The organism is Protaetiibacter larvae (assembly GCF_008365275.1).
GTDB lineage: Bacteria > Actinomycetota > Actinomycetes > Actinomycetales > Microbacteriaceae > Homoserinibacter > Homoserinibacter larvae.
In genome coordinates, this window is the sequence record NZ_CP043504.1 from 2,279,448 (window position 1) to 2,291,273 (window position 11,826).

At 69.6% G+C, this 11,826-nt stretch carries 10 protein-coding genes and 1 other RNA gene; 6 read left to right on the forward strand and 5 right to left on the reverse strand.

Going from position 1 to position 11,826, the window contains the following annotated elements; translation table 11 throughout:
• Positions 1 to 2: 2 nt before the first annotated feature.
• From FLP23_RS10740 to FLP23_RS10755, 4 genes are all read left to right on the forward strand, one after another.
• Positions 3 to 800, forward strand: coding sequence for an inositol monophosphatase family protein (locus FLP23_RS10740; protein ID WP_149325858.1), 798 nt, complete (start codon positions 3 to 5; stop codon positions 798 to 800).
• A 359-nt stretch (positions 801 to 1,159) separates the two neighbouring features.
• Complete coding sequence (locus FLP23_RS10745; protein ID WP_246139970.1) at positions 1,160 to 2,095, forward strand: sugar ABC transporter substrate-binding protein; 936 nt, start codon at positions 1,160 to 1,162, stop codon at positions 2,093 to 2,095.
• A 127-nt stretch (positions 2,096 to 2,222) separates the two neighbouring features.
• Positions 2,223 to 2,975, forward strand: coding sequence for an ATP-binding cassette domain-containing protein (locus FLP23_RS10750; protein ID WP_149325860.1), 753 nt, complete (start codon positions 2,223 to 2,225; stop codon positions 2,973 to 2,975).
• Positions 2,972 to 4,279, forward strand: a complete 1,308-nt coding sequence (locus tag FLP23_RS10755; protein WP_149325861.1) for a sugar ABC transporter permease — start codon at positions 2,972 to 2,974, stop codon at positions 4,277 to 4,279. The genes FLP23_RS10750 and FLP23_RS10755 overlap by 4 nt, the downstream gene beginning before the upstream one ends.
• 118 nt (positions 4,280 to 4,397) lie before the next feature.
• Here FLP23_RS10755 and FLP23_RS10760 read toward each other — a convergent pair whose 3' ends face one another.
• The 4 genes from FLP23_RS10760 to FLP23_RS10775 all read right to left on the reverse strand — a co-directional run bounded on the left by FLP23_RS10760 (position 4,398) and on the right by FLP23_RS10775 (position 8,823).
• Positions 4,398 to 5,504, reverse strand: a complete 1,107-nt coding sequence (locus FLP23_RS10760; protein ID WP_149325862.1) for a bifunctional 2-methylcitrate synthase/citrate synthase — start codon at positions 5,502 to 5,504, stop codon at positions 4,398 to 4,400.
• Positions 5,505 to 5,583: 79 nt separating this feature from the next.
• The gene (gene prpB, locus FLP23_RS10765) at positions 5,584 to 6,492 is read right to left on the reverse strand and encodes a methylisocitrate lyase (protein ID WP_149325863.1); all 909 of its coding nucleotides are present in this window, start codon (positions 6,490 to 6,492) and stop codon (positions 5,584 to 5,586) included.
• On the reverse strand, positions 6,492 to 8,006 hold the full coding sequence (locus FLP23_RS10770; RefSeq protein ID WP_149325864.1) for an MmgE/PrpD family protein: 1,515 nt from the start codon (positions 8,004 to 8,006) through the stop codon (positions 6,492 to 6,494). The genes prpB and FLP23_RS10770 overlap by 1 nt, the downstream gene beginning before the upstream one ends.
• 193 nt (positions 8,007 to 8,199) lie before the next feature.
• A complete protein-coding gene (locus FLP23_RS10775; RefSeq protein ID WP_149325865.1) occupies positions 8,200 to 8,823 on the reverse strand; it encodes an NADPH-dependent F420 reductase in 624 nt (207 codons plus the stop codon).
• Positions 8,824 to 8,904: 81 nt separating this feature from the next.
• On the opposite strand from FLP23_RS10775, the gene FLP23_RS10780 reads away from it, so the two are divergent.
• Positions 8,905 to 9,405: a MarR family winged helix-turn-helix transcriptional regulator gene (locus tag FLP23_RS10780; RefSeq protein WP_149325866.1), complete on the forward strand. Its 501-nt coding sequence runs from the start codon at positions 8,905 to 8,907 to the stop codon at positions 9,403 to 9,405.
• A 117-nt stretch (positions 9,406 to 9,522) separates the two neighbouring features.
• Positions 9,523 to 11,358, forward strand: coding sequence for a helicase HerA-like domain-containing protein (locus tag FLP23_RS10785; protein ID WP_149325867.1), 1,836 nt, complete (start codon positions 9,523 to 9,525; stop codon positions 11,356 to 11,358).
• Between the two features lie 68 nt (positions 11,359 to 11,426).
• On the opposite strand, the gene ssrA is transcribed toward FLP23_RS10785, so the two are convergent.
• Positions 11,427 to 11,797: a transfer-messenger RNA gene (ssrA, locus tag FLP23_RS10790) on the reverse strand.
• Positions 11,798 to 11,826: the final 29 nt, after the last annotated feature.

Here is an 11,826-nt window from a genome sequence, read left to right on the forward strand (position 1 = left end):
CGGTGACCGCCGCAGGAACCCCCACCGTCGCCGACGACCTCGCCGTCGCCCTCACGCTCGCCGCCGAGGCCGACCTCATCGCGCTCGACCGCTACAGCGCCCAGGATCTGGACATCCAGCTCAAGGTCGACAAGTCGATCGTGACGGATGCCGACACCCGGGTGGAGCGGATGATCCGCGCCCATCTGGCCGAGGCGCGTCCCGGTGACGCGATCCTGGGCGAGGAGTTCGGCTCGGAGGGCGACGCGGCCCGGCGCTGGATCGTCGACCCGATCGACGGCACGAGCAACTTCGCCCGCGGCGTGCCGATCTGGGGCACCCTGCTGTCGTTGACCGTCGACGGGGATCCCGTCGTCGGTGTCGTGAGCGCGCCCGCACTCGGGCGCCGCTGGTGGGGGGCGAAGGGCCTCGGCGCGTTCGTGCAGCACGGCGACGAGGAGCCGCGGCGCCTGCGGGTGAGCGGCATCGACAGCCTCGCGGACGCCACCCTCAGCTACAACAATCTGCAGGGCTGGGATGAGGCGGGCTATCTCGAGCAGCTCATCGGCTTCTCCCGCAGCGTGCTGCGCACGCGCGCCTTCGGCGACCTGTGGGCCTACATGCTGCTCGCGGAGGGCGCGATCGACGTCGTCGGCGAGTTCGATCTGAAGCCGTGGGACATCGCCGCCCTCGTGCCGATCGTGCGCGAGGCGGGCGGGCGCTTCACGACGGTCGACGGCGGGGATCCCCTCAGCTCCTCGGGCGTGCTCGCGAGCAACGGGCTCCTGCACGACGCCGCCCTGGCGCACCTCGCGCGCTGAGCCGTCCATCCCAATCGTTCATGTCGTGAACTGAACTCACGACGCTGTCGGCGGCCTCCGATCCCCGAAGAATCGCCGTGCTTCTGGGCTGTTACCGAAAAGTTACTGAATTTCTGCCGCGCCGATTAACTTCAAGTCTTGAATACAGTGCACAATCGCACTGCCACTGTTCAACGCCGAGAGTGGTACTACGAGGAAGTTCTCCCTCACACCATGAGAAAGGGAGTGACGTGAAGAAGTCATCGTTGATTTCGCTCGCTGCACTCGCCGGTGCTTCGGCACTGGTTCTTGCCGGATGTTCGACCCCCGCCACCGAGGGCGACGGAGACGGTGGCAAGGCCACCGCGACTCGCGCCTGCGTGATCCTGCCCGACACCGAGTCGTCCGACCGCTGGGAGAACGGCGACCGCCCCGCTCTCCAGGAGGCGATCACCGCCGCCGGCTTCGAGGCCGACATCCAGAACGCCAAGGGCGACACCAACCAGTTCGCGACCATCGCGGACCAGCAGCTCTCCAAGGGCTGCGGCGTGATGCTGCTCGTCGACTACCAGGGTGCCGGCGTGGCCGTCACCGAGAAGGCCAAGGCCGAGGGCATCCCGGTCATCGCCTACGACCGTCCCATCGCGGGCGCCGACTACTACGTGTCGTTCGACAACGTGAAGGTCGGCGAGCTCGAGGGCCAGTCGGTCGTCGACGGCCTCAAGGCCGCCGGCAAGGACCCGGCCACCGCGACCGTCGTCTACATGGGCGGCGACCCCTCGGACGGCAACGCCAAGATGTTCCACGACGGCGCCGTGAGCGTCATGGAGGCCGCCGGCATCAAGCCGGCCGCCGAGCCCGCCGGTGTCTGGGACACCGAGAAGTCGGCGACCAACTTCGAGCAGGTCCTCACCTCGCTCGGCGGCAAGGTCGACGCCGTGTGGTCCGCCAACGACGCCAACGCCGCGGGCATCATCTCGATCCTCGACAAGAACGGTCTGACCGTTCCCGTCTCGGGTCAGGACGCCTCGGTCGCGGGCCTGCAGAACGTGATCCTCGGCAAGCAGACCGCCACGGTCTACAAGCCGTTCCAGCTCGAGGCCAAGGCGGCCTCCGACCTGGCGATCGCGCTCCTGAACGGCGACAAGCCGACCGCTGACAAGACACTCGACGACGGCACCCCGTACATCGCGGTCACGCCGGTTCTCGTCGGCGCCGCGGACGTGCAGAAGGTCATCGACGACGGCAACGCCAGCGCTTCGGAGCTGTGCACCGGCGACGTCGCTGCCAAGTGCGCCGAGCTCGGCATCAAGTAGCACCGTAGAGGAGGGCCTCGCGTCGGGATTCATCCACGGCGCGAGGCCCTTCGCACGATCGAAACCCGCCGATCGGTGGGAGCATGACAAGGACGGGACGACGAAGTCCCAGAAAGGAGGGTGCCCGATGAATGCACCCCTCATCGAACTCACCGACGTGGTGAAGAGCTTCGGCCCCGTCAGCGTGCTGAAGGGCGTCAACCTCAAGGCCTATGCCGGGAAGGTCACCGCGCTGGTCGGCGACAACGGCGCCGGCAAGTCCACCCTCATCAAGGGCCTCGCCGGTGTGCAGCCCTACGACGGGGGCGAGGTGCGCTTCGAGGGCCAGTCGGTCCAGCTGCACTCGCCGCGCGAGGCATCCGCGCTCGGCATCGAGGTCGTGTACCAGGACCTCGCGCTGTGCGACAACCTCGACATCGTCCAGAACATGTTCCTCGGCCGCGAGGAGACCGTCGCCGGCACCTTCGACGAGGGCCGCATGGAGCGCGAGGCGAGCGAGACCCTGCGCTCGCTCTCGGTGCGCACCGTGAAGTCGGTGCGTCAGAAGGTCTCGTCGCTCTCCGGCGGACAGCGCCAGACGGTCGCCATCGCCCGCTCGGTGCTCAAGAAGGCCAAGCTCGTCATCCTCGACGAGCCGACCGCCGCCCTCGGCGTCGCCCAGACCGAGCAGGTGCTCAACCTCGTCCGCCGGCTCGCCGACCAGGGCGTCGCGGTCATCATCATCAGCCACAACCTGCAGGACGTCTTCAAAGTGGCCGACTACATCAACGTGCTCTACCTCGGCACCATGGTCGCCTCCATCCCGAAGGACGAGACCACGAGCGACGACGTCGTGGGCTACATCACCGGCAGCAAGACCTACAACGGAGCAGCAGCATGAGCGCCCCCGCGACCCCCCCGTCCCTCGACACGACGAACCTCCCCGCGGAGGGCGGATTCATCGGCAGCGGCCAGGAGGGCGGCATTGTCGACCAGGTGCGCGCCTACTTCCAGCGCGTGCGCAACGGCGACATGGGCGCGCTGCCGGCCATCGGCGGCCTCGTCGTGCTCGTCATCCTCTTCACGATCCTCAGCGAGACCATGCTCGGTCAGCAGTACTTCCTCACCGAGCGCAACTTCGCGAACCTGCTCACCCAGGCCGCCTCCCTCGTGATGCTCGCGATGGCGCTCGTGTTCGTGATCCTGCTGGGCGAGATCGACCTGTCGGCGGGTGTGACCTCGGGTGTGGCGCTGTCGCTGTTCGTGGTGCTCACGAAGCCTGACGGCATCAACATGAACTGGATCATCGCGCTCGTCCTCGCCCTCGGCGTCGGCGTCGTGGTCGGCTTCTTCATCGGCTTCTTCGTGGCGCGCGTCGGCATCCCGTCGTTCGTCGTGACGCTGGGTCTGTTCATCGGGCTGCAGGGCGTGACGCTCATCCTGCTCGGCGACGGCGGCGTGTTCCGCATCCAGATCCCCGAGTTCCTCGCCATCCAGAACGCGAACCTGCCGATCTGGGGCGGTTGGGCGATGCTCGGCGTCATGCTGCTCATCTCGCTCGGGACCTCGCTGTGGGATCGCCGCCTGCGCACCCGCGCCGGGGTGCCGAACCGCACGATCGCCCTCGTGTGGGCCAAGCTCGCGGTCATCGCCGTCGTCGGCGGCTTCGTCATCGCGATCCTGAGCGTGAACCGCTCCTCCTCGATCAAGGTCATCGAGGGGGTGCCGATCGTCGTCCCGATCGTGCTGGCGATCCTGTGGATCGGCACCTTCGTGCTCGACCGGACGCGCTTCGGCCGCTACATCTACGCGATCGGCGGCAACGCCGAGGCCGCCCGCCGTGCCGGTGTCAAGGTCGTGACGATCCGCTGGGCGGCGTTCGTGGTCTGCTCGGTGCTCGCGGTCGTCTCCGGCGTGTTCAGCGCGAGCAAGGTCGGATCGGTCAACGCGGGCTTCGGCACCGACATCGTGCTGAGCGGTGTCGCGGCGGCGGTCGTGGGTGGTGTCAGCCTCTTCGGCGGACGCGGTCGCCTGCTGCACGCGACGATCGGCGCGCTCGTGATCGCGGTCATCGCGAACGGCCTCGGCCTGCTCAACCTGCCGGCCGGCGTGAACTACATCGTGACGGGTGGCGTGCTGGTGCTCGCGGCCACGGTCGACGCGGTCTCCCGCGTGCGCGCCGGCGGCTCGCTCATCCGAAGCTGAGGCGCTCAGTCGAACACGAGAAGGCCGTCCCGGTTGCCGGGGCGGCCTTCTCCGCGAGAGTACGTACTTCCGGGGTGAATTCGCCTCCCGAAGGCCCCGAAGTACGTACTCTCGGGGACTAGTCGAGGTGGCGCTCCTCGGGCCCGACGTACTCGGAGAGCGGACGGATGAGCGCGTTGGCCGCCGCCTGCTCGCGGATGTGCGCGGTCCATCCGGTGACCCGCGCCGCCACGAACAGGGGGGTGAACAGCTCGGTGTCGAACCCGATGAGGTGGTACGCGGGCCCCGAGGGGTAGTCGAGGTTCGGCTTGATGCCCTTGCGGTCGTCCATCGCCTTCTCGAGCGCCTCGTACAGCTCCCCCAGGTCGGGTCGGTCGAACTCGACGAGCAGGGTGTCGAGCGCCGCCTTCATGGTCGGCACACGCGAGTCGCCGTTCTTGTAGACCCGGTGGCCGAATCCCATGATCTTGCGCTTGGCGGCGAGCGCCTCGTCGAGCCAGCCCTCCGCACGGTCGGCGAAGACGATCTCGTCGAAGGTGTGCATGACGGCCTCGTTCGCTCCCCCGTGGAGCGGGCCCTTGAGCGCGCCGATCGCCGCGGTGACGGCGGAGTACAGGTCGGCGAGGGTGGAGGTGACAACGCGCGCCGTGAAGGTGGACGCGTTGAAGGAGTGCTCCGCGTACAGGATCATCGAGACGTCGAATGCGTTCACGACGACGAGCTCCGGGACCTCGCCGAAGGTCATGTGCAGGAAGTTCGCCGAATAGCCGAGGTCGTCACGCGGTTCCACGAGCTCCTCGTCGCGCAGTCGGCGCTGGATGTAGGCGACGATCGCCGGCAGCTGGGCGAAAAGGCGCTTCGCCTGGTCGAGCTGTGCCTCGGGCGAGGCGTCCGCGACTGTCGGATCGGCGGCGCCGTACGCGGACACGGCGGTGCGCACGACATCCATCGGGTGGGCCTCGACGGGCAGCAGGTCGATCGCGTGCTTGGCCACGGGCGACAGTGCCCGGTGCGCGCGCTCGAAGGCCTGGAACTCCTCGAGCTGCACGGGGGTCGGCAGCTCGCCGTGCCACAGCAGGTAGGCGACCTCTTCGAAGGTGCAGTTCGCGGCCAGCTCCTGCACCGGGTAGCCGCGGTAGAGCAGCGAGTTCGTCTCGGGATTGACCTTGGAGATCGCGGTCACGTCGACGATGACGCCCGCAAGCCCCTTCTTGATGTCGCTCATGCGTCCCTTCTCATCTCGCGAGATGTCAGCTGTTGCACTTTTCGGCGGCGAATCGTGCACCAACTGACACCTCGCGGGTTCAGTTGTGGTTGTTGCGGAGGTCGAAGGTGTAGATGTCGGCGTCGAAGGACGAGTAGCCGGCGTAGTCGACCAGCTCGTACAGCCTCGCACGGGTCTGCATCTCGGGCACCCGCGAGGTGAGAGATCCTTCGGCGAGGATCGTGTCGAGCCCGCGCTCGGCCGCCCCCATCGCGAGCCGCAGCAGGCTCACCGGGAAGATCACGATGTTGACGCCCACGTCGGCGAGCTGCTGCGTCGTGAACAGCTCGCTCTTGCCGAACTCGGTCATGTTGGCGAGCACGGGCACGTCGACGGCGGCCCGGATGGCGGCGAACTCGGCGAGGTCGGCCATCGCCTCCGGGAAGATCGCGTCGGCGCCGGCATCCACGAGCGCCTTGGCGCGATCCTTCGCGGCCTCGAGGCCGTCGATGCCCCGGATGTCGGTGCGCGCCATGATGAGGAAGTCGGGGTCGCGACGCGCCTCGACGGCGGCCCGGATGCGCTTGAGCGCGGTCTGCTCGTCGACCACCTGCTTGCCGTCGAGATGGCCGCAGCGCTTCGGATTCACCTGGTCCTCGAGGTGCAGCCCCGCGACGCCGGCATCCTCGAGGATCTGCACCGTGCGCGCCACGTTCATCGGCTCGCCGAAGCCCGTGTCGGCATCGACGAGCGCCGGCAGATCGGTCACCCGGGCGATCTGGGCGGAGCGGCCGGCGACCTCGCTGAGCGTCGTGAGGCCGATGTCGGGCAGCCCCAGATCGGCCGAGAGCACGGCACCCGAGATGTAGACGCCCTCGAAGCCCTTCTCCTCGATGAGCTTCGCCGAGAGCGGGTTGAAGGCGCCCGGCATCCGCACGAGCTCGCCCGAGGCGAGTCGGGCGCGGAAGGCGGCGCGCTTGGCGGATGGGGTGATGGTCGAGTGCAGCATCAGAACAGTCCTTCCGGGGCGGTCGGCAGCCCGGCCGCGGTCACATTGAGTTGAGCCACCTCGGCCGCGCTCAGCTCGGGCAGTCGCTCGGCAAGGTCGAGGAAGCGCGCGATCTCCGCTTCCGCGAGCACTCCGGCGGCGAGCGTGCGGAACTTGCGCACGTAGTCCGGGCGCGCGAAGGGGCGGGCGCCGAGCGGATGGGCGTCCGCCACGGCGATCTCGTCGACGATCCGCGACCCGTCTGCGAGCCGGATCTCGACGCGTCCGCCGAAGGCCTTCTCGGCCGGGTCCTCCGAGTGGTAGCGGCGGGTCCACTCGGCGTCCTCCGCGGTGGTCACCTTGTGCCAGAGGGCGACGGTGTCGGGGCGGCCGGCGCGCTCGGGCGCGTAGGAGGCCACATGGTCCCAGGCACCGTCCTGCAGCGCGACCGTGAAGATGTAGGGGATCGAGTGGTCGAGCGTCTCGCGGCTCGCGGCGGGGTCGTACTTCTGCGGATCGTTCGCACCCGAGCCGATCACGTAGTGCGTGTGGTGACTCGTGTGCAGCACGATCCCCGCCACGGCATCCGGGTTCCGCAGCTCGGGATGCGCGGCGCCGAGCCGCCGGGCGAGGTCGATCCAGGCCTGCGCCTGGTACTCGGCCGAGTGCTCCTTGGTATAGCTGTCGAGGATGGCGCGCTTGGGCTCCCCCGCCTCCGGCAGCGGCACCTCGTAGCGGGCGTCGGGGCCGTCGAGCAGCCAGGCGATCACGCCGTCCTCGCCCTCCCAGATCGGCGCCGGCGAGGTCTGGCCGCGGATCGCCCGGTCGACCGCCTCGACCGCCATCTTGCCCGCGAAGGCCGGCGCGTGCGCCTTCCAGGTGGAGATCTGGCCCTTGCGCGACTGCCGCGTGGCGGTCGTGGTGTGCAGCGCCTGGCCGATCGCCTGGGAGATCGTCTCGGGCGCGAGGCCGAGCAGGGTGCCGATGCCCGCCGCGGCGGAGGGGCCGAGGTGGGCGACGTGGTCGATCTTGTGGGCGTGCAGGCTGATGGCGCGCACGAGATCCATCTGGATCTCGTAGCCCGTCGCGATGCCGCGCACGAGTGCCGCCCCGTCCGCGCCCGCATGCTGCGCGACCGCCAGGATGGGCGGGATGTTGTCGCCGGGATGCGAGTACTCGGCGGCCAGGAAGGTGTCGTGGTAGTCGAGCTCACGGACGGCGACGCCGTTGGCCCAGGCCGCCCACTCGGGCTCGAAGGCGCCGTCGATGCCGAACACCCGCGATCCGGCGCGACCCCCGCGCGGGGCGTGCTGCGGCCGCGCCTCGGCCTGGCCGCGCGCTGCGACGACGGGACCGCGGGAGAGCGACGCGACCGCGACGGCCGCGTTGTCGATGACGCGGTTCACGATCATCTCGCTCACCGCGGGCTCCACCGCCACCGGGTCGACGGCCACCTGTGCGATCTTCCAGGCGAGCTCGTCCTCCCGGGCGAGCGCCTCGTCGCTGCGGTGGGTGCGGACGGTGTGCAGCTTCATGCGGTTCCTCCGGGTCGCGAGGCGCGGAAGCGCCCACACCATCCATCATTCCCCGCTTGCGGGGCACCGGCGACCGCCGCATCCCCGCTCCCCCTATCCCAGAAATGCAGGAGTTCTGCCGCACCCGGCCGCCAGACAGCGCAGACGACGGCGGATGCGAGCAGAATCTCCTGCATTTCTGGGGGGCAGGGGCCTACTTCGCGACGGCGAAGCCGCCCGTCCAGCCGATCTTCTCGCCCGCGGCGAGCGTGATCTGCAGGAAGCCGAGGCCCTCGAGCTCACGGGCGCGCTTGAGCGATCCGGCGTCCTCGGCGTTCAGGCCGCCGGCGCGCACGAAGTCGATGACGGCGTCCTTGGCGGCCTGCTCGTCGCCCGCCACGAGCACGGTCGTCGCCTTTCCACCGACCACGCCGGTGGCGAGCGTGGAGGCGAAGTTGGTGTTGAACGCCTTCACGACGTGGGCACCGGGAACCTGCTCGGCGATGACGGATGCGGCCGAGCCGTCCGCGGGCACGACGAGGCCGTCGAAGGTCGCGAAGTCGACCGGGTTGGTGATGTCGACGACGACCTTGCCGTCGAGCTGCTCGCGGTAGATGTCGAGCACACCCGCGATGGCGTCGAACGGCAGCGCGAGCACGACGATGTCGCCCGTGAGCGCGGCGCCGAGTTCGGCGGCGGTCGCGCCGGTGTCGCCCGCGAGTGCGGTCGCCTTCTCGAGGTCGCGTGCGATCACCTGCACCTGCGCGCCGCTACGCGCCGCGATGCCCGTGATGGCGCCCCCCATGTTGCCGATGCCGATGATGCTGATCGAGGTCATGTCCCGCTCCTTGGTTTGGTTGTTGTTTCAACCATATCCCCCATTCAGTTGTCGCTGCAAGTATTCCGCTAGACTCCTCGCATGACCCGACTCGTGCCCCGCCTCGACGCCGAGGAATCGGCGGCCTGGCTCTCCCTCGTGGCGCTGCTCGAGCTGCTGCCGAGCGCCCTCGACTCCCAACTGCAGCGCGACTCCGAGCTCACCCACTTCGAGTTCGCCGTGCTCTCCTTCCTCCGGTTCTCCCCCGACGCCACCCTGCGGATGTCGGACCTCGCCGCGGGCACCAACGCGACCCTCCCGCGGCTCTCCCATGTGGTCTCGCGCCTCGAGAAGCGCGGTCTCGTGCGGCGCAGCCCCTGCGCGGAGGATCGCCGCGCGACCAACGCGACCCTCACCGATGAGGGGCGCCGCGAGCTGATCCGAGCCACCCCCGGGCACATCGCGCTCGTGCGGCAGGTGGTCATCGAGCCGCTCAGCCGCGAACAGCTCGCCCAGCTCGCCGACATCGCGACCACGATCGGCCGCGCTCTCGACCCCGAGCAGCGCTTCACCACCCTCATGGATGCGTCCCCTCGTCCCTGACCTTCGTAGCGCGGCGGGAGCCGCGACCTGAGGGCGGGGGAAACGCCTCCCGCCGCGGGGTCGTAGCTCCAGCCGCGCCATGGCATCGGACACACGCTGGGGTTCTAGGCTCGTGCCATGACGGACACCGACGACGCGGTCGAGGCGGCACGCAAGGCTCTGGAGGATGCACAGGCGGCGCTTGCCGCGGCGCAGGCCGCGGCGCAGGCGGCCGCCGAGACCGCCGCCGAGGCACAGGCCACCGCGCAGGCCGAGGCAGAGGCCGGGGCAGAGGCCGAGGCGGACGCCGCGGCTGCCCCGCCGGCGGCCCCCGCGCCCGCGGTCACGTCGCCGCCCGCGCCAGCGCCGGCCGGCCCGCTCGATCAGGCGGCCGTCGACGCCATCCGCGCCGGCTACGCCTTCGACGCGCCCGCACTCGAGATGGGCGCGCTCGTGAACGGCGACGCGCTCGCCGACGTGCCCATCCGCATCCCGCTCTCGATGGTGAACCGTCACGGGCTCGTCGCGGGCGCGACCGGCACGGGCAAGACGAAGACCCTGCAGGTGCTCGCCGAGCAGCTGAGCGCCGCGGGGGTGCCGGTGTTCGCCGCCGACATCAAGGGCGACCTCTCCGGCATCGCGAGCCCCGGCGAGTCCAACCCGAAGCTGCTCGATCGTACGAGCCGCATCGGCCAGGCCTGGAGCGGGCACGCCTCCCCCACCGCGCTCTACGCGCTCGGCGGCGACGGCATCGGCATCCCGATCCGGGCGAGCGTCGAGGGCTTCGGCGCGACCATGCTCGCCAAAGTGCTGGGTCTCAACCAGACGCAGGAGTCGAGCCTCGGTCTCGTGTTCCACTACGCGAACCAGCAGCACCTGCCGCTCGTCACCCTCGACGACCTCCGCGCGGTGCTGCAGCACCTCACGAGCGCGTCCGGCAAGGCCGAGCTCGAGAACCTGGGCGGCCTCTCGAAGGCGACCGCGGGGGTGATCCTGCGCGAACTCGTCGCCTTCGCCGAGCAGGGGGCGGACGTCTTCTTCGGGCTTCCGCAGATCGACACCGCGGACTTCTTCCGCACCGACGCCTCGGATGGCACGGTGCGCGGCGTCGTGAGCCTGCTGGAGGTGCGCAGCCAACTGGGCCGACCGGAACTGTTCTCGACCTTCCTCATGTGGCTGCTCACCCGGCTCTACGAGTCGCTGCCCGAGGTGGGGGACGTCGACAAGCCCAAGCTCGTGTTCTTCTTCGACGAGGCGCACCTGCTGTTCCGCGACGCGAGCGAGGACTTCCTCGCGGTCGTCACCCAGACCGTGCGCCTCATCCGTTCGCGCGGCGTCGGCATCTTCTTCGTCACGCAAACCCCCAAGGATGTGCCGAGCGATGTGCTCGCACAGCTCGGCAGTCGCATCCAGCATCAGCTGCGCGCCCACACCCCGGACGATGCGAAGGCGCTCAAGTCGACGGTGTCGACCTACCCGAACTCGGCGTACGCGCTCGGCGAGGTGCTCACGACCCTCGCGATCGGTGAGGCGATCGTGACGGTCATGAACGAGAAGGGCGCACCCACGCCGGTCGCCTGGACGCGACTGCGCGCGCCGGAGGGATCCATGGAGCCCACCCCGGACGCCACCCTGCAGGCCGCCGTCGCCGCGTCGCCGCTCACCGCGAAGTACGCCGCGACACCGCAGACCGGTGCGGCGGAGATCATCGCCCAGCGCACGGCGGCCGCCGCCGCGGCCGCGGGCGTCCCGGTGGGGGGTGCGCCGGCATCCGGCAGCATCGACGCCCAGCTCGCGCGCGCCCAGAAGAAGGCGGAGCAGGATGCTGCGCGCGCCGCGAAGGCGGCCGAGCAGGCGGCGGCCCGCGAGGCGCGCGAGCAGAAGCGTGCGCAGGAGCGGATGCAGAAGGAGGTCGTCTCGGGTGGTCTGCGGATCGCCCGCGACGTGATCAACGGGCTGTTCCGCCGCCGCTGAGCCCCGAGCACCGACCCCTCAGCGCGTGATGACGGCTCGACCGCCCCAGGCGGTGCCTGGGCGGCGCATGGTGGAGATGCCGGGAATTGAACCCGGGTCCATCGCTGTGAGCCTGCGCCTTCTCCGGGCGCAGTCCGTGGAATCGTTCTACTCGGCTCCGACCTGTGTCACGAACGCCTAGGTCGACGAGCCCAGCCCCAGTGAAAGTCCCGCACGGCCCTGGAACTCAACCGCGCAGCAAGCCCTCTTGATGACGCCAGGATCCGGATCGAGGGCGAGTCCGGACTGACGGACCTTCTACTCCGCCTTAGGCGGCGAGAGCGAGGTCGGTGCGCTTAACGTTGGCACCTATGGTGTGCAGAGATCGTTTACGAGATAACCCTGCATCCTCGGCCCGCTTCTCGCAGTTTCGCAGGCGATGTCGAAACCGATCATCCCCATGAGTCACCTCGGGATCTCGCGATCCCT